The 25357-nt window shown below is 71.1% G+C and carries 19 protein-coding genes and 2 pseudogenes; 14 read left to right on the top strand and 7 right to left on the bottom strand.

Features of this window, described 5'->3' with window-relative positions:
* Positions 1 to 54 precede the first annotated feature (54 nt).
* Both NAG42_RS04060 and NAG42_RS04055 read left to right on the top strand, forming a co-directional pair.
* The gene (locus NAG42_RS04060) at positions 55 to 1119 is read left to right on the top strand and encodes an NAD-dependent epimerase/dehydratase family protein (protein ID WP_250028000.1); all 1065 of its coding nucleotides are present in this window, start codon (positions 55 to 57) and stop codon (positions 1117 to 1119) included.
* On the top strand, positions 1116 to 2120 hold the full coding sequence (locus NAG42_RS04055) for a lysophospholipid acyltransferase family protein (protein WP_250027999.1): 1005 nt from the start codon (positions 1116 to 1118) through the stop codon (positions 2118 to 2120). Before NAG42_RS04060 ends, NAG42_RS04055 begins: the two co-directional genes overlap by 4 nt.
* 99 nt (positions 2121 to 2219) lie before the next feature.
* On the opposite strand, the gene NAG42_RS04050 is transcribed toward NAG42_RS04055, so the two are convergent.
* Positions 2220 to 3455, bottom strand: coding sequence for a DUF5667 domain-containing protein (locus NAG42_RS04050; protein WP_250027996.1), 1236 nt, complete (start codon positions 3453 to 3455; stop codon positions 2220 to 2222).
* A 277-nt stretch (positions 3456 to 3732) separates the two neighbouring features.
* Positions 3733 to 4680 carry an ECF subfamily RNA polymerase sigma factor, BldN family gene (locus NAG42_RS04045; protein WP_438872354.1) on the bottom strand — a complete coding sequence of 316 codons (948 nt, stop codon included), beginning with the start codon at positions 4678 to 4680 and terminating at the stop codon, positions 3733 to 3735.
* 374 nt (positions 4681 to 5054) lie between these two features.
* On the opposite strand from NAG42_RS04045, the gene NAG42_RS04040 reads away from it, so the two are divergent.
* The 8 genes from NAG42_RS04040 to hemB all read left to right on the top strand — a co-directional run bounded on the left by NAG42_RS04040 (position 5055) and on the right by hemB (position 13214).
* Positions 5055 to 6545, top strand: coding sequence for a class I adenylate-forming enzyme family protein (locus tag NAG42_RS04040; protein ID WP_250027993.1), 1491 nt, complete (start codon positions 5055 to 5057; stop codon positions 6543 to 6545).
* The gene (locus NAG42_RS04035) at positions 6542 to 6790 is read left to right on the top strand and encodes a glutaredoxin family protein (protein WP_250027992.1); all 249 of its coding nucleotides are present in this window, start codon (positions 6542 to 6544) and stop codon (positions 6788 to 6790) included. The genes NAG42_RS04040 and NAG42_RS04035 overlap by 4 nt, the downstream gene beginning before the upstream one ends.
* A 10-nt stretch (positions 6791 to 6800) precedes the next feature.
* Entirely contained in the window at positions 6801 to 7442 is a 642-nt protein-coding gene (locus NAG42_RS04030) for an HAD family hydrolase (protein ID WP_250027989.1), read from the top strand.
* Between the two features lie 212 nt (positions 7443 to 7654).
* Positions 7655 to 8413, top strand: coding sequence for a redox-sensing transcriptional repressor Rex (locus tag NAG42_RS04025; RefSeq protein ID WP_250027987.1), 759 nt, complete (start codon positions 7655 to 7657; stop codon positions 8411 to 8413).
* The gene (locus NAG42_RS04020) at positions 8410 to 9699 is read left to right on the top strand and encodes a glutamyl-tRNA reductase (protein WP_250027985.1); all 1290 of its coding nucleotides are present in this window, start codon (positions 8410 to 8412) and stop codon (positions 9697 to 9699) included. Before NAG42_RS04025 ends, NAG42_RS04020 begins: the two co-directional genes overlap by 4 nt.
* Positions 9696 to 10625 (top strand): hydroxymethylbilane synthase, encoded by a 930-nt coding sequence (gene hemC / locus NAG42_RS04015; RefSeq protein WP_250027982.1) that lies wholly within the window; start codon positions 9696 to 9698, stop codon positions 10623 to 10625. Before NAG42_RS04020 ends, hemC begins: the two co-directional genes overlap by 4 nt.
* On the top strand, positions 10622 to 12208 hold the full coding sequence (locus NAG42_RS04010; RefSeq protein ID WP_250027979.1) for a bifunctional uroporphyrinogen-III C-methyltransferase/uroporphyrinogen-III synthase: 1587 nt from the start codon (positions 10622 to 10624) through the stop codon (positions 12206 to 12208). The genes hemC and NAG42_RS04010 overlap by 4 nt, the downstream gene beginning before the upstream one ends.
* Before the next feature lie 16 nt (positions 12209 to 12224).
* Entirely contained in the window at positions 12225 to 13214 is a 990-nt protein-coding gene (hemB, locus tag NAG42_RS04005) for a porphobilinogen synthase (RefSeq protein ID WP_250027977.1), read from the top strand.
* On the opposite strand, the pseudogene NAG42_RS04000 reads toward hemB, so the two are convergent.
* From NAG42_RS04000 to NAG42_RS44795, 3 genes and pseudogenes are all read right to left on the bottom strand, one after another.
* Positions 13211 to 15499 (bottom strand): annotated as a pseudogene (locus tag NAG42_RS04000) (lamin tail domain-containing protein); the annotation flags it as partial. The gene hemB and the pseudogene NAG42_RS04000 overlap by 4 nt on opposite strands.
* A 139-nt stretch (positions 15500 to 15638) precedes the next feature.
* Positions 15639 to 16658, bottom strand: coding sequence for a GNAT family N-acetyltransferase (locus NAG42_RS03995; protein ID WP_250027974.1), 1020 nt, complete (start codon positions 16656 to 16658; stop codon positions 15639 to 15641).
* Positions 16659 to 16746: 88 nt separating this feature from the next.
* Positions 16747 to 17493 (bottom strand): annotated as a pseudogene (locus tag NAG42_RS44795) (lytic transglycosylase domain-containing protein); the annotation flags it as partial.
* 703 nt (positions 17494 to 18196) lie between these two features.
* Between NAG42_RS44795 and NAG42_RS03985 the strand changes: the two are divergent.
* The 3 genes from NAG42_RS03985 (at position 18197) to NAG42_RS03975 (ending at position 22853) form a co-directional block, all read left to right on the top strand.
* Positions 18197 to 18475, top strand: coding sequence for a hypothetical protein (locus NAG42_RS03985; protein WP_250027969.1), 279 nt, complete (start codon positions 18197 to 18199; stop codon positions 18473 to 18475).
* Between the two features lie 472 nt (positions 18476 to 18947).
* Positions 18948 to 19169, top strand: a complete 222-nt coding sequence (locus tag NAG42_RS03980; protein ID WP_250027967.1) for an FmdB family zinc ribbon protein — start codon at positions 18948 to 18950, stop codon at positions 19167 to 19169.
* A gap of 1017 nt (positions 19170 to 20186) precedes the next feature.
* Complete coding sequence (locus NAG42_RS03975) at positions 20187 to 22853, top strand: ATP-binding protein (protein ID WP_250027965.1); 2667 nt, start codon at positions 20187 to 20189, stop codon at positions 22851 to 22853.
* Here the strand turns inward: NAG42_RS03975 and NAG42_RS03970 are convergent.
* Positions 22850 to 23350 (bottom strand): phospholipase, encoded by a 501-nt coding sequence (locus NAG42_RS03970; RefSeq protein ID WP_250027963.1) that lies wholly within the window; start codon positions 23348 to 23350, stop codon positions 22850 to 22852. The genes NAG42_RS03975 and NAG42_RS03970 overlap by 4 nt on opposite strands.
* Positions 23351 to 23514: 164 nt before the next feature.
* Between NAG42_RS03970 and NAG42_RS03965 the strand changes: the two genes are divergently transcribed.
* The gene (locus NAG42_RS03965; RefSeq protein ID WP_250027961.1) at positions 23515 to 24528 is read left to right on the top strand and encodes a potassium channel family protein; all 1014 of its coding nucleotides are present in this window, start codon (positions 23515 to 23517) and stop codon (positions 24526 to 24528) included.
* On the opposite strand, the gene NAG42_RS03960 is transcribed toward NAG42_RS03965, so the two are convergent.
* On the bottom strand, positions 24525 to 25319 hold the full coding sequence (locus NAG42_RS03960) for an SAM-dependent methyltransferase (protein ID WP_250027958.1): 795 nt from the start codon (positions 25317 to 25319) through the stop codon (positions 24525 to 24527). The two genes, NAG42_RS03965 and NAG42_RS03960, sit on opposite strands and share 4 nt — an antisense overlap.
* Positions 25320 to 25357 lie beyond the last annotated feature (38 nt).

Genomic DNA, 25357 nt, shown 5'->3' with positions numbered 1-25357 from the left:
GGGCAGGTTCTTGCCCACGCACCGCATCCGCACGCATCGGAAGGTGCGCCCGACGTGACCTCTCCGCCCCGCGTCGTCGTGGTCACCGGAGTCAGCCGATATCTCGGCGCCCGGGTGGCCGCTCGTCTCGCCGCAGATTCCCGGATCGACCGCGTCGTCGGCCTGGATCCGCACGAACCGCCCACAGCTCTGCGTGAGCTGCTGGCCGACGTCGAGCTGATCCGGGCCGACGCCCGCGCGGCTTCTGTCGCCCTGCCCGACCTGGGCGCGGAGGCCATCGTGCACCTCTCGGTGACCAGTGCGCCCGACGCTCAGCACGGCCGTGCGGCGATGAAAGAGCAGAACGTCATCGGCACGATGCAGCTGCTCGCGGCCGCTCAGGCCGCGCCGCGTCTGCGCAAGCTCGTGGTGCGCTCGTCCACGGCCGCCTACGGCGCGTCCTTCCGCGATCCCGGGGTCTTCACCGAGGACACCGAGCCGCGGGCCGTGCCGCGAGGCTCGTTCGCGCGCGACATCCTCGACATCGAGGGCTACGTGCGCGGCTTCCGTCGCCGCCGCCCTGAGGTGGCGGCCACTGTGCTGCGCTTCGCGCCGTTCATCAGCTCGACCGCCGACACGACGCTGACCCGCTATTTCGCGCAGCCCGTCGTGCCGACCGTGCTCGGCCGGGACGCCCGGCTGCAGTTCGTCCACGTCGACGACGCCCTCGAGATCCTGCACCGCTCGGTCATCGAGGAGCACGCGGGCACCTTCAACGTGGCCGGCGCCGGCATCCTCGCGCTTTCCCAGGCGATCCGCCGGGCCGGGCGCATCTCGGTGCCGCTGCCCGAGGGCACGCTCTCCACCCTCGCCGGGGTGGCCCGCAACGTCGGGGTCGGCCAGATCGGCTTCGACCAGATCGACCTCTTCGTGCACGGCCGGGTGGTCGACACGACCCGCCTGGTGAGCGAGTTCGGCTTCACGCCGCGCACCACGGCCGAGGCCTTCGACGACTTCATCAAGGGCCACGCCAACGGTTCGTCGATCACCGCCGATCGCCTCGCCGCGGCCGAGCGCGCCATCCTCGACGGCATCCGCCGGGTGCGGGCCGGAGCCACGGCGGGAGGTGACCGGCGTTGAGTCAGGACGAATTCCGGGGCATGCTGCCGGGGCACGCCGACTTCACCCTGCCCCGCCCGGCCGAGCCGGTGCGGGTCAACGGCCGACGCCCGATTCCGGAGGTGCCGTCGATGAACGGGAACGGCCACCATCCCGCCCCCGAGGTCGAGCCTGATCCGCTCGACGTGTGGGATCAGCGCGTGGCCCGCGGGCTCGCGTTCCTGCGCCGCCGTCTCGCCGGCAGCTACGAGGTCGACGAGTTCGGCTTCGACGTCGAGCTCAACGACGCCGTGTTCCAGCCCCTGCTGCGGGTGCTCTATCACGACTGGTTCCGCACCGAGGTGTACGGCATCGAGAACGTGCCCAAGGACGGCGGCGCCCTGGTCGTCGCCAACCACTCGGGCACGCTCGCGCTCGATGCGCTGATGCTCGGCGTGGCCATCCGCGACCAGCACCCGCAGGAACGGCATCTGCGCCTGCTCGGCGCCGACCTGGTCTTCCGCATGCCGGTGGTGAGCGAGCTGGCCCGCAAGTCCGGCGCGACCGTGGCCTGCAACCCGGATGCCGAACGGCTGATGAGTACGGGCGAGCTGGTCGGCGTCTTCCCCGAGGGGTTCAAGGGGATCGGCAAGCGGTTCACCGACCGTTACAAGCTCCAGCGTTTCGGCCGGGGCGGATTCGTCTCGGCCGCACTGCGCACCGGCACCCCGATCGTCCCGGTGGCGATCGTCGGCGCCGAGGAGATCTATCCGATCCTGGCCGACATCAAGCCGCTGGCCCGGCTGCTCGGCATGCCGTATTTCCCGGTCACGCCGACCTTCCCGTGGCTGGGCCCGCTGGGTCTGGTGCCGCTGCCGAGCAAGTGGCTGATCCAGTTCTGCCCGCCGATCCCGACCGAGCACCTGACCGATCTGGCCGACGACCCGATGGTCGTCTACAACCTCGCCGATCAGGTGCGCGAGACCATCCAGGCCACGTTGCTGGAGTTGCTGGAGAAGCGGCCCGACCCGTTCGGCCTCTGAGGCAATGGTGCTTTTGAGTGACGGCTCGGGCGTTTATAGTCAAAAGTGAGGGGCGGCCCCGGGTATATCCCGGCACCGCCCCTCGCCATGCTCCGTGGATCAGTCGCTGCCGAAGATCCCGCCGAACAGACCGTCCAGCATGCCGTCGTCCTCACCCTCGGCCGGCTCCGGCTCGTCCAGCTGCTGCTGCTGTTGCTGCTGCTGCTGCTGCTGACGGTTCTGCGGCACCTCGTCGGCCGACGGCGATGTCCGCAGCGGGGTTCCGCCCAGCGGCAGGTCGGGCGCGAGTGAAGGAATCCGCTGCTGAGCCGGCTCCTGGGCGTCGGCCGTGATCGTCGGCACGACGGCCGGCTTGCTCTGGCGCGGCACCTTCACGCTTGTCGAGCCGCCGGGCCGGGGTGCCTGCTTGCCCTGCCCGGACGGGCGCGACGGCGTGGACCGCTTGCTTTGGTCGTCGTCCGCGGCGCAGTTCTTCAGCTTCGGCCCGAGCTTGTCGGAACCCGCCGAGACCACGGTGTCGCAGGCCAGGCCGGTACGCAGGCTTTCCGCCCGCTTGCTCACCGTCTCGAGCAGGCCCATCGACGCCTGTGCCCGCTCCTGGTTTCCGGCGGACAGCCGGTCGAGTGCCGGCGACAACGTCTGGCGCTGCCGCTCGACGAAGGTGTCGATCGTGGCCAGCGGCTTGATGTCCTTGCGGGCCACCGCCGAAGTGGTGAGCAGCTTGACGCCCTTGCGGGTGTCCGCGTCCATGTCGTCGAGCACGCCGCCGAAGCTGGCGTCGTTGCCCGGCATGGCCGCCGCCTCGGCGAGCCTCGTGCTCGCGAAGTCCAGCGACAGCTGGCCGCGCGTGACGTCCGAGCCGGCCATCGCCAGCTGGGCGCGTTCGGTCGAGCGCTTCACCCCGTACAGGGCGTCCCCCGGTGATGCGTTCTCGCTGGCCGCGGAGATCCCGGAGACGGCGAGCGCGCCGGCCGCGACTCCGATGACGATGGCGCCTCGGGCCCGGATGCGGCCGCCGTGGCCGAGAATGCTGTGCCGCAGCCGGCCGGTGCGGTCGGCCGCGGATCGGGCGGGTGCTTCCTCGACGGCCGTCGCGGTGCGGCCGATGCCGTCCCGCTCGGCGGTGGCGACCAGCATGGCCCGCAGTCCGGTGCGGAACTCGGGCTCGACCCGGGCCCCCGGACGTGCGGAGGACAGGCTGCTGCCGATGGCGACCAGCTCGGCGAGCTGCTCGTCGGCCGGGCCTCGGCTATGGTGCCGGCGGCCGCCGGTGCTCTCGTCGAGAAGCTCCGCGAAGCGCTCGGCGCTCCGCCGGTCGAAGAGATCGAAGTTCACCGCGGGCACCTCCCCTCGCTCGTGAATGTCTCGCCGGCTGCATCGCCGGCGGTCGCGACGAAGCGGGAGGCCGAAGAAGCCGCCCGGGGTCGCACTCGGACAAACGCGCGACACGCGTCCCCGGTTACGGGGACGGACGCCCCGCATCGGGTATGGGGCGAGAGCCCCGTCACGCTGAGCCCCCATCCGGTCACGCTGTATTTCATGGCGTGCTCTCCTGGCCCTCGTCGGCGAGGCCGTCCGTTGGTGGCGGGTGGTTGCCACTCGGTGCAGGCGATCACGCCTGGAACCCCTCGGGGAGAAGCCTCGCCAAAGCTCGGACCGCGCGGTACTGGAGCGCCTTGATGGCGCCCTCGTTCTTGCCCATCGTCTGGGCCGTCTCGGCCACCGAGAAGCCCTGCAGGAACCGCAGCACGATGCACTCCTGCTGTTCCGGGTTGAGCTGCTTGACCGCGGTCAGCAAGGCGACGTTCGTGATGTGGTCGACCACCGAGGCTTCCGGGCTGCCCTCGGGGCCGCGGGCCTCACGATCGGCGTCGAGCACGTCGCCGGTGGTCACCTCGAGCCGGTAGCGGCCCGACTTGAAATGGTCGGCGACCAGGTTGCGGGCGATCGTCACCAGCCAGGCGCCGAGGTCGCGGCCCTGCCAGGTGAAGCTGCCGATGCGCTTGAGCGCGCGCAGGAACGTGTCCGAGGTGAGGTCCTCGGCCAGCTGGCGGTTGCCGACCCGGAAATACACGAAACGGAAGACCGTGTCGACGTACCGGTCGTAGATCAGGCCGAACGCCTCCGACTCGCCGGCCTGGGCCCGCTCGACCAGCGCCCACACCTCGGCCGCGGCGTCGCCCGGGTCGGGGCGGGCCGGATACTTGGGCGGCTCGGAGTCGCGCTGCGGGCCGGTGGTGCTCTGCGCCGGGACGACGACCGTCTGCTCACCCACTCCCGAGGCCTCGGGGAGGTTGCTGCGCTGGCCCGCGGTGGGCTGCGCGGGCATCTGCGGACGACCGGGTACGGCCACCCGGCCGCCTCCGCTCATCGGCTTGGCGTTGCCGGTCGGTGGAAGCCGTTGGCCCGGCGACTCGTTGATGTGCGGGCGGTTGCGGGTCCGCTTGGGACCGTCGCCGCGGATGGTGTTGACGATCATGTCGTCGACCGACTGGCGCAGGCCGGTCAGCCCGTCGGAGAGGGAGCTGTTGTACGGATCCCCGGCGTGAACATGACTCACTGCGCCTCCTCGACCCGGCGGCTCTGCTCCGACTGCAGATCCGTCCCGCCAGACAGGGATACGCAGTTTCTTCGTGCTTGTGGCACAGCGGCCTCCTCGGGATGAGGGGTGATCACTCATAGCAAAAGGGGTGAAGTGGCCCGCGATACTGCCGACCGACCTCACCCAGGGTTTTGGAGTCCGTTACTCAGACGCGAAGTATCACGGACTCCGGATACGCGGAGTCGCACAATGTGTGCGCTGCGCGAAAAGTGTACGAAGTGGCGCAGAGGCGACACAAGGAACGTCTGACACGATGACCGACACGGGTACCCGCGCGACGGACAAGATGTCCGCCGTCCACTTCCGTGGATGGTGTGCCAGACTCGTGCCTCGTGGACGAAGCAGCCCGGGACCCGGTCGCCGTGGCCGCCCGGCGACGGCCCGACAGCCCCGCGATCATCACCGGTGAGATCACTCTGTCCTGGTCCGACGTCGATCGGCGGGTGACCGCGGCGGCGCATCGCATCGCGGCGCTGGTGCCGCCGGGCGCGCGGGTCGCCATCGTGCTCGCCACGTCGGCCGACTTCGTGGTGACCTATTTCGGGGTCCTGCGGGCCGGGCGGGTGGCCGTACCGCTCAACCCGGGCTATTCGCCCGCCGAGCTCGACCATGCGATCGCCGACTCCGGTGCGACCCTGGTCATCGCCGAGGACGGCGGCCCCGATCACGTACGCCCGGACTTCGATCCGGATCCGGCCGCGCCGGCCGCCGAGCTGCCGCCGGTCGCGGCGTCCGGCCTCGCCGTGCTGCTCTATACGTCGGGGACGAGCGGCCGGCCCAAGGGCGCGATGCTCACCCACGCCGCGCTCGCCGCCAACCATGACCAGCTCGACGCGATCGACCCGCCGGTGGTCGGTCCGGACGACACCGTGCTGCTCGGGGTGCCGCTGTTCCACGCGTACGGGTTGAACACCGGGCTGGGCTCGGTCGCCCACCACGCGGCGACCGGGGTGCTGATCGACCGGTTCGACCCGGTCGCCTCCCTCGCCGTGATCGCCGAGCGCGGGGTGACCGTCGTGGTCGGTGTGCCCGGGATGTATGCGGCCTGGTCGAGGCAGCCCGGCGTGGAGCCGGCGCTGCGCGGCGTGCGTACGGCCGTGTGCGGAGCGGCCCCGATGCCGCCGGACGAGATGGCCCGTTTCGGTGCGGCGACCGGCCGGAGCATCCTGGTCGGCTACGGGTTGACCGAGACCGCGCCGGTGCTCACGACGACCGCGGTCAGTGATCGGGGCAAGCCAGGCTCGATCGGGCGGCCGCTGCCCGGCGTATCGCTGCGGCTGCGCTCCCCGGCCGGTCAGGTGCTCTGGGAGGACGGCACCGCCTCACCGGAGGAGGACCTGGCCGAGCTCGACCTCTCCGTCGAGGATGTGGCCGGCACCGACCCGGGCGAGATCGTGGTGCGCGGGGCCAACCTCTTCTCCGGTTACTGGCCCGGCGGGCAGGGCGGTCCGGACGCCGAGGGCTGGTGGGCCACCGGCGACATCGCGTACGCGGACGGCGACGGCGACCTGCACCTGGTCGACCGGGTCGACGACCTGATCCTGGTGCACGGCTTCAACGTCTATCCGGCCGAGATCGAGCGGGTGCTCGGCTCGCACCCGGGGGTGGCCGAGTCGGCCGTGGTCGGCGTGCCCGACGAGGAGTCCGGGCAGCGGCCGCACGCCTTCGTGGTGGCCGCCATCGACCCGCCGCCCACCCCGGCCGAGCTGCAGGTCTATTGCGCGGCCCAGCTCGCCCGGTTCAAGCTGCCGAGTGTCGAGCTGGTGCGTGAGCTTCCCCACTCGGTCACCGGCAAGGTGCGCAAGAGAGACTTGTCGGCATGAGCCGAGTGACACTGATCAGCCGGGACGGCTGTCACCTGTGCGAAGAGGCCGAGGCCGTCCTCGACCGGATCCTTCCTGGCCAGTGGGTGCGGGTCGACGTCGACTCGTCGATCGACCTCGAGCGCGACTACGGCGACCGGGTGCCGGTCGTGCTGCTGGACGGAGCCGAGCACGGCTACTGGCGGGTTGAGGAGTCCCGGCTGCTGGGCGATCTGGCTCGACAGCCCGGGGAGCCCCGGCTGTAAGTTCTTCGCCGTGGCACGCACTCACCTGGTCTGGGACTGGAACGGCACCCTCCTCGACGACTTGAGCCTGGTGGTCTCGTCGACGAACGAGGCCTTCGCGGCGGTGGGCGGGCGAGCGGTCGACGCCGACGAGCACCGCAGCCGGTTCCGCCGTCCGGTGGCCGAGTTCTACGCCGAGATGCTCGAGCGATCGGTCGACGACGAGGAGTTCGGCCGGCTCGACCGGATCTTCCACGACGCGTACCGGATGGGTCTGACCAGCATGGCCCTGGCCGCGGACGCTTCGGCGGCGCTGAAGGAGTGGCCGGGATCGCAGTCGTTGCTGTCGATGTGGTTCCACAACGAGCTGGTGCCGGCCGTCGAGACGTACGGTCTGGCCGGTGTCTTCACCCGGGTCGACGGGTTGCGCACCGAGATGGGCGGGCACCTCAAGGCCGGTCATCTGGCTCAGCACCTGGCCGAGCTGGGGCTGACCGGTGCCCAGGTCGTGCTGATCGGCGACTCGCTCGACGACGCCGCGGCGGCCGACTCGGTGGGCGCGGCGATCGTCCTCTATACCGGCGGCTTCACCGATCCGTCCCGCCTGCGCGCCTCGGGTCGTCCGGTCGCGGACAGTCTGGTCGAAGCGGTCACGATCGCCCGTACCCTGTAGCAAGGTGGTCGGTGCGGTCGTGAACCGGGCATACTCCAATAGGGGCTGTTAACACGCCCGATGATCTTTGTCCACCCGCATCACCAAGATCGCGATTTGTGCACGCCTTCACAAGCGCCTACTCTTTGGTTTCGGAGAACCCCGATAGCACAGCCGGTTCAGCCAGGCGCCCGAGGGTTCGCAGGTTAGCCACCTCGTCGGCACGGAGTCAGATGAGTCAGCAGCGTCACGGAAGCACGCCCGGCAACGCCCCAGGCGACCGCGCCGGTTCCGTCACCGCCTTTCCGGATCTTCCGGAGGCGACCATCGCGCGACTGCCCGAGTATCTTCGCGCCCTGCACAACCTCGGTGAGGCGGGTGCCGACACCGTTTCCAGCGAGGGTCTCTCGGCCGCCGCCGGGGTCAACTCGGCCAAACTGCGCAAGGATCTCTCGCATCTGGGGTCGTACGGCACCCGTGGCGTCGGTTACGACGTGGCGCTGCTGATCGAGCAGATCGAGTATGTCCTCGGCCTCGACCAGCGCCGGGCGGTCTGCCTGGTCGGTCTCGGTAATCTCGGTCACGCGCTGGCCGGCTATGACGGCTTCGCCAGCCGCGGCTTCAAGATCGTGGCGCTCTTCGACGCCGACGCGTCCAAGGTCGGCGAAGAGATACAGGGCCTGATCGTGCGTCACATCGAGGACCTGGGGCGGGTCGCCGTCGAGGAGAACATCGCCATCGGCGTGATCGCCACCCCGGCCGGCGCCGCCCAGGCGGTCGCCGACGTGCTGGTCGACGCGGGGGTCACCAGCATCCTGAACTTCGCCCCGTGCGTGCTCTCGGTGCCCAGCGGCGTCGACGTCCGCAAGGTCGATCTGGCCATCGAACTGCAGATTCTCTCTTTCCACGAACACCGCAAGGCATCGCTGACGGCGCTGCCGGGCGGCCGGTCCGCCGCGGCGGCGGGCAATCAGGAGGCGGTCGGGTCGTGAATCTCCTCAGCGTCGGTGCGTCCTACCGCACCGCCGATGTCGCCACGCTCGAACGACTCGTCATCGCCGATCACGCGGTGCCCGGGTTGCTCGAGAAACTCGTCGCGCAGCCGTTCGTCGGCGAGGCGGTCGTCCTCTCCACCTGCAACCGGGTGGAGATCTATGCGGCGGTCAGCACGTTCCACGGCGGCCTCGGCGACATCTGCAACGTGCTGGCCGAGGTCTCCGGCATCCCCGCCACCGAGCTCGCCGGCCACCTGTACGTGCACTACGACGAGGCAGCGGTGCTGCACTCGTTCAAGGTCTCCAGCGGTCTCGACTCGATGGTCGTGGGCGAGTCGCAGATCCTCGGCCAGCTGCGCGACGCCTATCACGCCGCGACCGAGGCCGACTCGGCCGGCCGGCTGCTGCACGAGCTGATGCAGCAGGCGCTGCGGGTCGGCAAGCGCGCGCACGCCGAGACCGGGATCGACCGGGCCGGGCAGAGCGTGGTGACCGCCGCGCTCGACGTGGCCGAGGCCGAGCTGGGCGATCTCACCGGCCGGCGCGCGCTGGTCGTCGGCGCGGGTGCCATGGGCGCCCTGTCGGTGGCCACCCTGACCCGGGCCGGCGTCGGCCCGCTGCGGATCACCAACCGCAGCGCCGGCCGGGCCGATCGGCTGGCCGAGGCCTACGGCGCGGTCGCCGTTCCGTACGACGAACTGGACCAGGCGCTGAGCGAGGCCGACCTGGTGGTCTCGGCCACCGCCTCGACCGAGCCGGTGCTCACCCGCGAGCGGCTTGAAGCCGCCGCGCCGCTGGTCGTGCTCGACCTGGCCGTGCCGCGCGACGTGGCCCCGGACGCGACCGACGTCCCGGGCGTCACCGTGATCGACATCGACAGCCTGGCCGCCACCCGTCGCTCGATGCCGGCCGCCGCCGAGACGGCCGCGGTCGAGCAGATCGTCGCCGGCGAGGTCGATCACTTCCTGGCCTGGCTGCGCGGCTCCGACATCGCGCCGACGGTGGCCGCGCTGCGCAGCCGGGCCGAGGACGTGGTCGCCGCCGAGCTGCGCAAGCTCTACTCGCGCCGGTCGGAATTCAGCGAGGAGCAACGAGCCGACGTTTCCCGTACGCTGCATCGCGTCGTCCAGCAGCTGCTGCACTCGCCGACCGTACGGGTGCGCCAGCTGGCCGCCGAGCCCGGCGGAGACCAGTACGCCGCCCTGTTGCGCGAGCTGTTCGACCTGGACGTGCCGCACGCCACACCGGCGAATGCGGTTCCTGAGATCGGAGGACAGGCGTGAGTACGCCCCTGCGCCTGGGCACGCGAGGCAGCACGCTGGCACTCGCCCAGTCCCGGCAGACCGCCGACGCGCTGACCGCGGCCACCGGTCGCCCGGTCGAGCTGGTGCGCATCGTCACCACCGGCGACCGCTCGGCCGCCCCGGTGGCCCAGCTCGGTGTCGGTGTCTTCGTGTCGGCGCTGCGCGACGCGCTGATCGGCGGCGAGATCGACTTCGCCGTGCACTCGTACAAGGACCTGCCCACCGCCACCCACCCGGGGTTGCACATCGCCGCCATCCCGGTCCGTGAGGACCCGCGCGATGTGCTGATCGCCAAGGGTGGCCGGACGCTGGCCGAGCTCCCGCCGCACTCCGTGATCGGCACCGGCGCGGTGCGCCGAATCGCGCAACTGCGTGCTTTGGGCCTAGAGTTGCAGGTCACGCCGATCCGCGGGAACATCGACAGCCGGATCGCCCGGGTTCACGGACCCGAGGCCGATCTGGACGCGGTGGTTCTGGCCCGGGCCGGGGTGGCGCGGATCGGCAGAGTCGCCGAGATCGCGGAGACGCTCGACCCGATGCTCATGCTGCCGGCCCCCGCCCAGGGCGCGCTGGCCGTGGAGTGCCGGGCCGACGACGCAGACCTGGTCGAATTGCTGGCCGCGCTCGACCACGCACCGTCCCGGGCCGCCGTCACGGCGGAACGGGCGATGCTCGCCACGCTCGAGGCCGGGTGCTCCGCACCGGTCGCGGCACACGCCGAACTCGCCGAGGGCGAGGAAGGCGACGAGATTTACCTGCGCGGTGCGGTGATCAGCCCGGATGGGGTTCGAGCCATCCGGCTGTCGCGCACCGGAACGCCCGCCGACGCGGCGGAGATCGGCAAGGCGCTCGCCGCCGATCTCCTCGACGCCGGCGCCGACACCCTGATCGGGAGCACAGAATGACCACCCGCACCGCCCGCAAGCCAGCAGGACGCATTGCGTTCGTCGGCGCCGGACCAGGCGACCCGGAACTGCTGACCCGCCGCGCGCACGCCGCGCTCACCGATGCCGACCAGGTGGTCTACGACCGCGGGGTGCCCGAGTCCCTGCTTTCCGCCATCCGGTCGGAGGCCAAACAGGACGCTCAGTTCAGCCCGGCCGAGGGCGCTCCGGGCGACGTCGCCAAGGTGCTGCTCTCCGCGGCCAAGTCGGGTCTGTCGGCCGTCCACCTGGTGGCCGGCGACCCGTTCGGTCACGAGTCCGTGGTCAAGGAGGTGCAGGCCGTGGCCCGCACCGCCGTGCACTTCGAGGTCGTGCCAGGTCTGGGCCAGGCCGAGGGGGTGGCCACCTACGCCGGTGTGCCGCTGCCCGGCGTCCGTGTCACGGCCGACGTCGGCGACATCACCGCCCTCGACTTCGACGCGCTCGCCACGGCCGCCCTCAAGGGGTCGTTCGCGGTCGCGGTCGACGCCGGTGACCTGGCCGCGGTCCGCGACGGACTGCTCGCCGCGGGCGTCGAGCCCGGCACCGCGGTCGCGGTGACCGGCGACGGCACCGGCGAGACCCAGTACACGACGACGTCCACGGTCGACAGCTTCGTCGCCGCCGCGCTCGGCTTCACCGGCCGCGTGGTGCTGACCGTCGGCTCCGAGGTTTCCGAGCGCGACACGATGAGCTGGTGGGAAAATCGCCCGCTCTACGGCTGGAAGGTCCTGGTGCCCCGGACCAAGGAGCAGGCCGGTGCGATGAGCGCCCGGCTGCGGGCCTACGGCGCCATCCCGTGCGAGGTGCCGACCATTGCGGTCGAGCCCCCGCGCACCCCGGCGCAGATGGAGCGCGCGGTCAAGGGCCTGGTTGACGGCCGCTACGCCTGGGTTGTCTTCACCTCGGTCAACGCGGTCCGCGCGGTCTGGGAGAAATTCGACGAGCACGGTCTCGACGCCCGCCACTTCGGTGGCGTCAAGATCGCCTGCATCGGTGAGGCCACCGCCGAGGCGGTCCGGTCGTTCGGCATCCAGCCCGAGCTGCTCCCGCAGGGTGAGCAGTCCAGCGAGGGTCTGCTGGCCGAGTTCTCGCCGCACGACGAGATCCTCGACCCGGTCGGCCGGGTGCTGCTGCCGCGGGCCGACATCGCCACCGAGACGCTGGCCGCCGGCCTGATCGAGCGGGGCTGGGAGGTGGACGACGTGACCGCGTACCGCACGGTGCGGGCCGCGCCGCCGCCGGCCGAGATCCGCGACGCGATCAAGTCGGGTGGCTTCGACGCGGTGCTCTTCACCTCGTCCTCGACGGTCCGCAACCTGGTCGGCATCGCCGGCAAGCCGCACGCCCGCACGGTCGTCGCGGTGATCGGCCCCAAGACCGCCGAGACGGCCACCGAGTTCGGCCTGCGCGTCGACGTCCAGCCCCAGCACGCGAGCGTGCCGGATCTGGTCGAGGCACTGGCGTCGTACGCGGTGGAGCTGCGCGAGAAGCTGGCCGCCATGCCGGCCAAGCAGCGTCGCGGTTCCAAGGTGCAGGGCCCCACAGCACTCCGCTTCCGCTGACCCTTTGGGGATTGTCATGTCGTACCCGGATGTCCGTCCGCGTCGTCTGCGGCGCAGCCCGGCGATGCGCCGCCTGGTCGAGGAGACCAGGCTGGCGCCCGCCGAGCTCGTCCTGCCCCTCTTCCTCAAGGAGGGGCTGACCGAGCCGCGGGCGATCAGCTCGCTCCCCGGCGTCGTGCAGCACTCGCGGGAGTCGCTGCGCAAGGCCGCCCACGAGGCGGTCAGCGCCGGGGTCGGTGGTCTGATGCTCTTCGGCGTGCCGGAGAACGCGAACAAGGACGAGACCGGTTCGTGCGGTCTCGACCCGGACGGCATCCTCAACGTCGGCATCCGTGACCTGATCTCCGAGGTGGGCGACTCCACGGTTGTCATGGGCGACCTGTGCCTCGACGAGTTCACCTCGCACGGGCACTGCGGTGTCCTGGCCGCCGACGGGTCGGTCGACAACGACGCCACCCTTGCGCTCTATGCGCAGATGGCGGTCGCCCAGGCCGACGCGGGCGTCCACATGGTCGGGCCGTCGGGCATGATGGACGGCCAGATCGGCGTGGTCCGCAAGGCCCTCGACCAGGCCGGTTATCAGGACGTCTCGGTGCTGGCCTACTCGGCCAAGTACGCCGGGGCGTTCTACGGCCCGTTCCGCGAGGCGGTCGAGTCGACCCTGCAGGGCGACCGCCGGCAATACCAGCAGGACCCGCCGAATCTGCGCGAGGCGCTGCGCGAGGTCGACCTCGACGTGGCCGAGGGCGCCGACATCGTCATGGTCAAGCCGGCTCTGCCCTATCTGGACGTCATCGCGGCGATCCGCGAGCGGGTCACCGTGCCGGTCGCGGCCTACCAGGTCTCCGGCGAATACGCGATGGTCGAGGCGGCCGCGGCCAACGGCTGGATCGACCGCGAGCGCGTCATGATCGAGTCGCTGACCTCGATCAAGCGGGCCGGGGCCCAGATCACCCTGACCTACTGGGCCACCGAAGTGGCTCAGATGCTGCGCAACCGTTTCTAGTCGTCGTTCTTGATGGTGCCGGTTCCGGTGCCGTCCAGAACGCGTACGGGAGAGAGCGCGGCCACCTCGAGCGTGAGTTGCTCGTCGCGCTCGCGCAGGCGGTCGCCGCGCACCTGGATCGGGAAGCCGACGCTGGTCGCGCCGGCCGGAATGGTCCGGCAGCCCAGGTACGGGTCGTAGTCGGCATAGGGCAGGGTCGCCGGACCGGGCACGGTCGCCGCACAGACCGTCAACGCCGTGGTCAGCGGCCGGGTGAGCGTGACCGGGAAGATCAGCGGAGCCCGGCCGGTGTCGCCCTCGACGACGCTCGCGTCCCCGGCCGTCAGCCCGGCTCGCGACTCGAACCGCGCCACCTGCGGGTCGTGGTCGCTCAGCCCCCGCGTGTCGGTCTCCGAGTGGTCGGCGTTGACGTGGGCCGAGCGCATCTCGATCAGGTCGCCGTGCAGCCCGTCGTTGACGAAGAGCTGGTCGAGCGTCTGAGCCTGCCCCTCGAAGACATACGAGTAGGCCGACGACGGCGCGTCGGCGACCAGGTCGTCCCAGAGGTTGTGCAGCCCGGTCGCATAGAGCGGGCCGAGCTGATCACCGGGCTCGGCCGGCGTCGGGTCGTCGGGCCGCGGGAAGACGTTGAGGTCGCCGCCGAGCACCACCCGCGCGTTCGGATGGGCCACCTCGATCGCGTCGGTGATCGCCGCCCCGTACGCCGCCTGCTCGCGCCGCTGCCCGACCCGGGTGTCGGGACCCGAGGAGAAGTGGTTGCTGACCGCCCACAGCTGGTAGGTGTCGGACGCGCCGGGCGCCGCCCGCACGTCGAACAGACCGACCTGCGGCGCTCGGGTGTAGACATTCTCGCCGTCCACGCCGGTCGAGCGGTCGACGTCGGCCGGCAGCACCGCGTTCAGCGTCTTCGGATTGGCGACGTCGGTGTTGCCCGGCAGAGCCGTCCCGCGATAGGCGACCTGCGGTGACGAGCCCAGCACGGGGTCGGTCGGGGCGGCCGGGGCGAGGGACAGGCGGTCGGTGCGGTAGAGGAACGCCGACACGATGCCGCGGGCGTCGGCGCCGCTACGGTCGAACGCCGCTTCGTACGCCGGGCCGCCGGTCTTGCTCATGGTCAGCGCGAGTTCCTGCAACGTGTCCGGCCGGCCGTCCGCGTTGTCGGCCGGGCCGCAGGTCAGGGTCTTGCTCACCACCCGGCAGATGTCCTGGTCCTCGGCCTCCTGCACCAGGATCAGGTCGGGGCTGTGCAGGTCGGCGGTCACCTGCCGGGCCAGCCGGGCGAGCCGGGTGTCGTAGGCGGCCTGGCTCGCGGGCACGTAGTCGAACGGCGGGTTGACGCCCGGGCAGCCACTGTTGCCGGTGAAATCGCAGCCGTCGTGGGGGTCGTCGCGGAAGTCGTACAGGTTTTCCACGTTGAACGTCGAGATCGCCACCTCGCGCCGGCGGTCGGCGGCGCGCGGCGGCTGGTTGGCGGCCGGGTCGGCGCCGGCCCGGAAGGCGACGCCGGCGACCTGGATGCCGTACTTGTTGAAGGCGTAATAGACGCCGCCGATCGCGTCGCCGGTGGTCGTGTCGAAGGTGCGCGCCGGCGGTAGCGCCCGGCCGGCGGACTTGACGCCCAGCGGGCCGAGCATGATCCGGTTTCCGTTGCCGTTGTCGGCCGCACCGGGCACGTCGTCGAGTGGATGGGCGTCGCGGAAGACCCGCCGGGCGTACGGGTCGGCCCGCTTCAGCAACGGGTCGTCCCGGTCGACGAGCCACACCTCGGCGTCCTGGGTGGAGGCGTACGTCTTGGTGTTCGAGACGACGCCGGCGCCGGCCCGCACCCGGAGCTGGGCGCCCTCGTGCTGCTCCCAGAAGGCGTCGGCCGCCGCCCGGTCGGCCGGCGGGACAGCGTCGTCGATGCGCACCTCGGCCGCCACGTCGAGGCCGGTGGCCATGGTCGACACCCACTCGGCACTGGTCAGCTGGGTGAGGTTGAAGTATTCGGCGACCCGCGCGCTGACGACGATCTCGTCGCCCACCCGGGGCGTGTAGCCGCCGATCAGCGTCGTGAAGGTGCCGAGGAAGACGAAGACGCCGTCGGAGCTGGCCGGATCGCCGTCGGTCAGGCTCCGGCGGCTCTGCAGGAAGAACCCGTGCTGCTCGGCGCCGGCGCTGGTGTGGGCCAGCGTGAGCTGGGTGACCACGCCGCGCACCTGATATTTCGCGGCGCTCGAGCCGTTGCCGGTGGCCGGGGCGTACGGGGATCGGGCGGTCGGGCCCTGCACGGCGCCGACGGTGAGCGGGTCGTCCGCCGCGGCGGCGTGGGCGGTGCCGGGAACGAGTAGGGCGGCCACAGCTAGCAGCGGCAACATCCGGTGACCCAGCACGGCGCCTCCACGGCGGACCGGCGGTCGGGCGTCCGGTCGCAGGAGGTTGAGCTTAGTCGATGGACTCCAAGCTTTGAACCAGTTGCGCGACGTCGGCACCGTACTCGTACCAGTCGCGGTCGGCCTGATAACCCAGCTCAGCGTTGACCTTGAGCATCGACTCGTTGTGCTGGGCGTTCCAGGTCTGCACCTCACGCAGGCCGGGCTCGGCCGATCGCAGCTCGAACAGCATGCGGGCCTTGATCGCCCGGTCGATGCCGTAGCCGCGGTGGTCGCGCACGACGATCGTGTCGTACTGGTCGGCCCGCTCGGGGTGATGGGCCGGGACGACGACCTCGGTCAGGCCGGCGACGACCTGGGTCTCGTCGTGCAGGGCGAGCACGATGTAGGGCTTCAGGCCGCGCTTGTGCAGCGTGTCGAGCGAGTCGCGCAGCCGCTGCGGGTCGGACGAGCGAGGGGCCAGGTCGAGGTCGTCCTCGTCGTCGGGCGCCTCGAGCTTGGCCTGCGCATAGGCCTCGAGCAGGTGCTCGGGCGGGCCGCCGGGGTGGAACTCGACCCGATAGCCGGCGCCGATGCTGGTGGACATGACGGTCAGCGCCGGCCAGTCCACGTTGGACAGCGTCAGCACGCTGCGGGTCTCGATGAACTCCCGCTCGAACCCGAGCGCCTCGTAGAACGCGATGGCCGGGGTGCCGCCGATGGCCTCGACACCGATGGTGGAGAAACCCTCCAGGTAGGCCCGGCGGGCCGCCACGGCGATGAGCTGGCGGCCGAGCCCGCGCCGTCGCAGGCGGGGCTGCACGATGACCTCGAGCACGCCGATGTCACCGAGCAGCAGCATGCTGATGTGAGCGAAGATCTCGCTCTCGCCCTCGGGGAGCCGATCGTCCTCGGCCACCCAGCTGATCCGCCGCTCACCGGGCATCGTCTCGGCGAGATAGTCGCGGACCTGACCGTCCACCCACGGGGGGTCGTCGGGGAGGTCGGCGGCGAGCACGGTGTTCACCGTCTCCACGAGCGACCGGATCTCCGCCGCCGAGGCGGCCCGGGGATCCCATTCACGCACCCTCACCCGTACAGCTTGCCGGTAAGCGCAGCGTCTGGGAAGTGCTCCGACCGTAAATGTGTAGGATCGGTAACTCTGCGTGCATGAATCGGTATCAACTCCGCGACCGGCGCCCGTAGTCGTTCGCCGCGTCGAACACCTTCTGAGCGTACGGCCGCACCGCGTTGTACGAGAGGATCGCATCCCACCAGGCATCGGGCTTGGTGAGGTCGCGCCCGCCCTGGCACAGATAAGTGGCTGCGGTCAGTGACGCATCGTCGATGTCATTGGGGTCGGCCACACCGTTGTTGTCGGCGTCCACCTTGTAGGAGTTCCAGGTCGCCGGGATGAACTGCAGCGGCCCCACGGCCCGGTCATAGGTGGTGTCCTGGTCGAGCGCGCCCCGATCAGTGTCCGGGATCAACTGCCGGCCGCCCTTACCGTCGAGCGGCAGCCCGTAGATCGGCGGAAGAGCCGTGCCGTCGGTGGAGAGAACAGCCCCGTTGGCCGCCCCGTGCGACGACTCGATCTTGGCCAGCGCGGCCAGGGTCGTCCAGCTCAGGCGGCAGGCGGGGGTGGTGCGCTGCAGGACCAGCTCGGCGTAGCCGTACGCCTGGATGGCAACCACCGGGATACCGAGCCGGGTGCCCATCGGCCCGGCCCAGTTGGCCATCGCATCGGCCGGCCGAGCACCCGTCTGCACCCCGGTCGCCGGCCCACCGGTCGCACCCACCGCCCCGGTGGGAACGGTCGCACCAGGCAGCCCGCCGGTGACCCCGCCCGTGCCGCCCGGCAGTCCACCCGTGACGCCGCCCGGCACCGCCCCCGGATCGCCTGGCTGCCCGCCGCCCACGGTCCCCGGCAGCCCGCCCGGCAGCCCGCCCGGCAATCCACCGGGGGCCCCGCCGGACTGGCCCGCCGTGGGCAGGCCACCGGCGGCATCGAGTGGGAACCCGGGCGTGGCACTCGGTGAGGGCGCCGACTGAAGGGCCTCCGGCACGAGATAGGCCCCGGCCGTGCCCGCCGCCCCCAGCAACAAAACGGCGATGACCGCGGGGACGATGAGCCGCCCACTCGGGCGCTTGGCCCAGGCCGCAGTGCTGCGCCCCACACGCCCCACCGCCCGAACCGGCGCAGCCCGCCGCAACCGCCCCGGCCTCCGCACAGCCACAGCAGTAGCCGCCGCTGTCCCGGCCGCCGTCGTTCCTGCTGCCGCTGTCCCGGGCGCCGACGTTCCCGCCGCCGCTGTCCCGGCTGCCGTCGTTCCCGCCGCAGCTGTCCCAGGCGCCGTCGTTCCCGCCGCCGGTGCTGTCCCGGCCGCCGTCGTTCCCGCCGGTGCTGTCCCGGCCGCCGTCGTTCCCGCCGCCGCCGTCGCATCAGATCCGGCCGCGCCAAGCTTCGCCGGCCCGCTTGGCGGCGGGCCCGTCTGAGTTCCCGGTGTTGCATTGGTGGACGTCAGGCTGTCGCCGGTCCTTTGTGCCGGGTCATGCAGCGACTTGCTGCTGCTCGAGTCAGCGCCAGAAGCCGCCGTGCCCGTCTGAGGTGAGTTCGCAGGGCTCGCCTCCGTGAGGGTTGAGTTCGCAGGATTTGCGTTCGTAGGGGGCGCGCCCGTGGGAGTTGAGCTCGCAGGATTTGCGTTCGTAGGGGGCGCGCCCGTGAGAGTTGAGCTCGCAGGGTTCGCGTTCGTAGGGCTCGCGTTCGTGGGAGTTGAGTTCGCAGGGTTCGCGTTCGTGGGGGTCGCGTTTGCGGGAGTGGCGACCGGTGGAATCGCGGCCTGCTTGTTCGTTGAGTCGCTCGCACTGTCAGCGGCCTTGGCGGGCGATTCCGCGGCTTCCTTCTCGTGACCGTCGGCAGCAGGAAGTGCCGGCTCTTCACCGTCAGCCGCCGGCACGGCCGGGGATGCGGCTGGTTCTCTGCCGTACGTCGGCGACGCGCTCGACTGGTCGCTGTTGGTCGGCGACGCGCTCGACTTGTTGCTGTCGGTCGGAGACGCGGCTGGCTGTTTGCTGTCGGTCGGCGACGTGGCTGATTCTTTGGTGTCACCAGCTAGCGCGGCAGGCTTTTTGTCGGCGTCGGGCGGTGGTGCTGCGCTTTCGAGAGGAGCCGCGCCTGAGCTCGCCAGCGGGCCGCCCTCATGTGGGGCCGCAGCTCTCAGCTCGGGCCCTGCCACCGGTTTCTCCTGCCGCTCCACCACGCGGACGACACTACCCAACCGGGGCCCGCGAGGAGGGGCCCGTGTTGACGCCTGTGGATAACTGGCGCATGAACGCACCGGCTGGTTGTCCCACCGCCGGTCGGAGGCCCTACGCTGCTCCCATGCCGCGTTACGAGTTCCGCTGCCGCGCGTGCGGCGACACGTTCGAGGTCAACCGGCCGATGAGCGAGGCTTCCGCCCCTTCGGCGTGCCCTCAGGGTCATGCCGACACGGTGAAGCTGCTGTCGGCCGTCTCTGTGACCGGTCGCGGCGGTGCCGCCGCGTCCGGCCCGGCCGCCCCGGCCGCGGGCGGCGGTTGTTGTGGCGGTGGCGCCTGCTGCTGACCCGGCATGCCGCTTGGTCACGCATCCGGCCGGACTGCTCGGTCATCGCATCGGCACAGTGCTCGGTCACGCATCTGGCCGGCTCTTTCGGTTGAGCGCACCCACCCAAAATGCTCGCTCACGCACGCGTCTGAGTTGCTCGGTCACGCTCCAGGGTGAGTTGCTGGTGGCGCCTCTGGCCGGACTGCCGGTCACGCCACCGGTCGGGCTGCTGGGCGATCGCTTCTGGCCGGACTGCTGGGTGATCGCTTCTGGCCGGACTGCTCGGTCACGCCACTGACAGCCTGCTCGGTGATCGTCCCTGACCCAATTGCTCGGTCATCGCACCCGCCCCGACCTGCTTAGTCACGCATCTAACTGAGCTGCTTGGCAGGCACGCGGCCGACCTATTCGGTCACGCACCCGGCCGACCAGATCGGCACGCACCCGGTGAGCCGCCCGGTCACGGACCGATCAAGCCGCCCGGGCACCCCGTCCCTCACGCACCCGGCAAGCCGCACCCACAGCTTCGCCGGGTCACCCGCGGGAGGGTCAGCCGGCCCGACGTCCCCCATTGTCCGGCGGCGCATGCCCTGACACCCAGCCCGGACGGCCACCGCCCGGGCCGACGCCAGGGGACTCGCGCGCGGTCTCCCGGATCGTGGGATGACGTCATCGCGAGGCTGATCTTTCTCCTTTGGCGGACCGCTGGTGCGACCTCCGGCAGGACCGTCGGAAATATGATGATCTAGCTGCGCGAAACGGCTAGACAAGCGACTCGGTCTACCGGTCCGGGGCGTCGCACAGGTGGCCCCCTGCGGGGACCGCCGAAAGGGTGGCCGGAACTGGCCGACTGCGGCGTGACTCAGCTCGATCCATTTCGTTACGTCACGCGTAGTGCTGTACGCAACCGGACAGTTCCTTCGTCCGGGGTCGGCCGTGGCGGGTCGACGGTCACTGTCCGTTCCTACGATGGCCGGTGACGCTGTGATACGTCAGCATGATACGCGACTTCCCAAAGGGGGCGGAGGTTCAACCGTGTCGGGACCGACCGTGCTACCGAGTGGCCTGGTGACCTTTGTGTTCACCGACATTGAAGGCTCGACTCGCTTGGCCCGGATGCTCGGTGACGACTACGGCTCGATTCTCGGTGATCACCGCTCCGTGATGAGATCCGCGTTGAGTGACTTCGGCGGTGTCGAACTCTTCACCGAGGGTGACAGCTTTTTCATCGCCTTCTCGGACCCGGTTGACGCGATCGCGGCCTGTGTGGAGGCTCAACGGCAACTGTCCGCACATGACTGGCCCAGCGTGGAGGTCGCGCCGAAGGTCCGCATGGGCATGCACACCGGCCCGGCCCGGCCGGTCGGGGGCGAGTACGCCAGCGCCGAGGTCCACCGGGCCTCGCGGGTCGCCTCGGCTGCGCATGGCGGACAGATCCTTTGCTCCGGCGCGACGATGCTGGCCGTCCTCACCTCCGGCGCGCCTGTCCCGTTCGCGCTGACCGTGCCGCGGCCGCGTCTGGGCGAGCCCGCGCCACCGACGCCGGGTTCCGATGTCGAGCTGCTCGACCTGGGTCCGCATCGCCTGCGCGGGTTCGACGACGACGAGCGTCTCTTCCAGATCCTCGCCTCCGGCCTGGAACGCGACTTTCCCGCGCCGCGCGCCCCGGGCGCCGCCGTCCACAACCTTCCGGTCCCGCTGACCGCCTTCCTGGGCCGCCGGACCGAGCTGGCCGACCTCACCACCCTGATGCGCAACCGCCGGGTCGTCACCGTGGCGGGGCCCGGCGGGTCCGGCAAGACGCGGCTGGCGCTCGCCGCGGCCGAGCAGCTCCTGGACGCGTACCCGCACGGGGTCTGGACCCTCGACGCGGAAGCCGCCCCGGCTGACCTGGCCGCCGCGATGGCCGCGGCCGTGGGCGTGCGGACCGAGCCCGGCCGTCCCGTGTTCGACACCTTGCTCGAGCACTGCGGGCAGCGGCAGATGCTCCTTGTCCTGCAGACCGCGGACGCCGCGCCGGCGGCGTGCGCGACCCTCATCCGCCGGCTGCTCGCCCGCTGCCCCCGTCTCGACGTGCTGGTGACCAGCCGGGTGCCGCTCAACGTGCCCGGCGAACTCGTCTGGAACATCCCGTCGCTGTCGCCCGCGGACGTCTTCGCTCTGCTCTCCGAGCGCACCGCCGAGGCGCGCGGCGGCCGGGCGGCCCCGATCGAGGACCACGCCGACCTGGCCAAGGTCGCCGCCCGGTTGGAGGGCTCGCCGCTGGCGGTGGAGCTGGCCGCGATCCGGCTGCGCTCGCTCTCGGCGGCGCAGTTGGCGGCCCGCCTCGACGACCCGCTCGCGGCCCTCGACCCCATCGGGGACGGATCGGGCGACCGGCACGAGAGCCTGACCGCCAACTTGGACTGGTCTTATCGGACACTCAGCAACCCGGCCGCCGGTCTGCTGCGCCGCCTCGCCGTCTTCGCGAGCACGGTTGACCTCGGCACGGTCGAGTGGTGCGGGGTCGAGGCCATCGGCGCGCTCTCCGAGCTGACCGACAAGTCGCTCATCGAGCTCGTGCCGGGGCCCCGTTACCGCCTTTCGGGTCAGGTGCGGGCGTACGCATCCCGGCGTCTCACCGCGGCCGGTGACGAACGCGCCGCCCGGGACCGGCATGTCGCCTGGTCGCTGCACACCTTGGACACCGTGGTGGTGGACACCGACGGCCAGCCCCGGACGACCTCACTGACCGAGCTGGCCCCGTACGTGGCCGAGTGGGAGACCGCCCTGCGCTGGGCCGCCGACCGGGGGAGTGTCCGCTCCGGTCTGCGCCTGGCTCTGGCCCTCGACCCGTGGTGGCGTGAGCACGGCGGCGCCGCCGAAGGACGTGACCTGCTCTCCCGTCTTTACCAGCGGCTCGACGGGGTGCATGTCGAGCCGGTCATGCTGGCCTACGCCCACCTGGTGCACGCCGGTCTGGCCGACGACCGCACCGAGCGCACCCGTTTCCTCGACCGGGCCGAGCGGATCGCCCGCGCCGAGGAGGACCACGCGTTGCTGGTGCGCTCACTGGCCGGGCACCGCAGCACGTTGATCGAGGCCGGGCGGTACGACGAGGCCGAGCGCCTGTGCCGTGAGGTGATCGCCGAGGCCGAGCGCTGCGGGGTGGCCGAGTCGGCGCTGCCGGCCGTGATCGCGCTGGCCGAGCTGCTCTGGCATCGCGATGAGCTGACCGGGGCGGCCGAGTTGCTCGGCGGGGCCCGGCAGGCCGAGGCGAGCTGCCCCGAGCACCGTGGCCGGCGCACGGTCGACTGGCTGCTCGGCATGGTCGCGCTGCGTCGCGGTGACCTGGTGGCCGCGCACGACCACCTCGTGGTGGCGCTGCGCTCGCGGCTGCGGCACGGTTTCAGCGGTGCCGCAGCCGACGCGGTGGCGGCCATCGCGGTGCGCTGCGCGATGGGCGGCGACCCGGCCACCGCCGCGGTGCTGTTCGGCGGGGCCGAGGCGGCGCGCGGAGCCCGCCGGACGGAGATGTTCGGGCGCTTCTGGTCGGCCCAGCAGCTCTCCCTGCGTACGGCTCTGGGCGATGCCGCCTTCGACGTCGCGTACGCCGACGGGGTCGGTCTGGGGTTCGACCGGATCGTCGCGATGGCGCTGGCCGTCGAGCACCCCGACCTCCAGGACGGCGCCGCCCGCTTCGCCCAGACCCTGCGCGGCTAATTCTCCCGGATCATCGCGGCCGCCCGGTCGAGCTCGGCCTGACGCACCGAGCCGACCGAGCCGAAAACGCGGACGGCCTGGTAGTAGGTCCAGGCCACGGTGTAGCAGGCCGCCCGCACGGCGATGTGGTGCCGCGCGCAGACCCTCTTCATGTCCGCATAGAAAGTGTCGTCGACGCGAGCCTTGTTGGCCCGGAACGTCCCCAGCTCCTTGTAGTTGCGGTAGCCGAAGTCGTGGTGCCGGCAGGCGACGGTGAAATTGAAGCCCAGGGGGCGTTCGGGGCTGGCCGAGCAGTCGTCGGTCGACCAGTCGAAGCCGTACTCCTGCCAGGGGCCACGGTCGAGCCGGGCCGCGTTCCAGGAGGCGTAGCTGGCCGCCGTGGGCTGCGTCCAGCTGAGCAGGACGTCCGGCTTGGCGGTGGCGGTGGCCCAGGCGCTCCCGGCGGGGGCCACGAGGGCCAGCGCCAGGGCGAGGATGAGAGCGATGCGTCGGGTCATCTCAGCAGTTTTCGAACCCGGTTCGGACCCATACAAGGTCGTCTATCCCGCTTTTCCGAAGTGTGCCGAACCGCGAACTTGATGTTCCTGAACGATGATTAATGTGATGTCCTGGATAGTCGCCCCAGGCTCGATCGCTATGGTGTCACCGTGCGGGGCATCACATGATCCATCTGCCGAGGGTCCGGAAGGGCCCTCTTCGTGCGCTGAGCATCCGGCTGGCGCTCGCGCTGGCGCTCGTCCTGGCCACGGTGACCGTCATCTACCTCGACCGCGACGGTTACCGGGACGTCAACGAGGACGGGCTGACGCTGCTCGACTGCTTCTACTACGCGGTCGTGTCGCTCTCCACCACCGGGTACGGCGACATCACGCCCTTCACCCCGCACGCCCGGCTGGTGAACGTCCTGTTCATCACCCCGGCCCGCGTGCTCTTCCTGATCATCCTGGTCGGCACCACCCTCGAGGTGCTCACCGACCAATATCGCAACAGCCTGCTTGTCAGCCGGTGGAGGCGACAGTTGAAGGACCACATCGTCATCTGCGGTTACGGCACCAAGGGCCGGGCCGCGGTCGCCGCGCTGCTCGAGGCCGGTTACACCAAGAACCGGATCGTCGTCATCGAGAGCCGTCCCGACGGCGTGCGCCAGGCCCAGTCCAACGGCCTGGTCACCATCGAGGGCAACGCGACCCGGTCGGCGGTGCTGCTCGAGGCCGACGTCAAGAACTGCAAGTCGGTCATCATCGCGACCGACACCGACGAGGCCTCGGTGCTGATCTCGCTGACCGTCCGCCAGCTGACCGCCGGGCAGGTGCGGATCATCGCCTCGGTCCGCGAGCAGGAGAATGCCGCCCTGCTCAAGCAGAGCGGCGCCCACCACGTGATCGTCTCGTCGGCCACGGCCGGCCGGCTGCTGGGTCTCACGACCACCGCACCGCCGCTGATCGACGTGGTGGAAGATCTGCTGACTCCCGGTCAGGGCATGGCGCTGGCGATGCGCAGCGCCGAGCGGGCCGAGGTGGGTCAGAATCCCCGTCAGCTGCGGACGCTGGTCGTCGCCCTGATCCGCCGGGGCAAGGTGCTCCCGCTCGGCGGCGAGCAGATCGTCACCATCGAGACCGGCGACATGATCGTCTACATCCGCGACGAGACCAGCGACGTCAACGTCAGCGTCTAGGCAGGCTTCCGGCCGACTCCGGCGAACTCCGAGACCTTGTCGGTGATGCCGGGGCGGGCCGGATCGGGCCGCCACGCCGAGCACGTCACCACGCCCGGCTCCAGCAGATCGAGACCGTCGAAGAAGGCGGCGATCTCATCCCGCGTGCGCGCGGTGATCGGCGCCGCGCCGCTCTCGTTCCACTGGCGCATCGACTCCTCCACCGCGGGCCCGTTGACCTCGGTGGTCGGGTGCGACATGACCAGATAGCTGCCGGCCGGCACCGCCTCGACCAGGCGGCGGACCACGGCGTACGCCTCGGCGTCGTCGACCACGAAGTTGACGATGCCCAGCAGCATGATCGCGACCGGCTGGTCGAAGTCGAGCGTCCGGGCCGCGCTCTCGAGGATGGTCGCCGGGTTGCGCAGGTCGGCGTCGATGTAGTCGGTGGCGCCCTCGGGAGTGCTGGTCAGCAGGGCGCGGGCGTGCACCAGCACCATGGGGTCGTTGTCGACATAGACGACACGGCTGTCGGGAGCGACCGCCTGGGCCACCTCGTGGGTGTTGCCGGCGGTGGGCAGGCCGGTGCCGATGTCGAGGAACTGGCGGATGCCCGCCTCGACGGCCAGGTGACGGACCGCGCGGCCGAGGAACTCGCGGTTGGCCCGGGCCGACTGGACCAGCTCGGGCATCAGGGCCAGTGCGTACTCCGCGGCCTCGCGGTCGGCGGCGAAGTTGTCCTTGCCCCCGAGCAGGTAATTCCACAACCGGGCCGAATGAGCGACCTCGGTGTTGAGCGCTGGATCGGTCACGGCAGACCCCCGGCCTCGATGAGGAGTGCATCCTACCG

The organism is Paractinoplanes maris (assembly GCF_023544465.1).
GTDB lineage: Bacteria > Actinomycetota > Actinomycetes > Mycobacteriales > Micromonosporaceae > Actinoplanes > Actinoplanes maris.
This window is presented reverse-complemented; position numbering and strand designations above follow the sequence as displayed.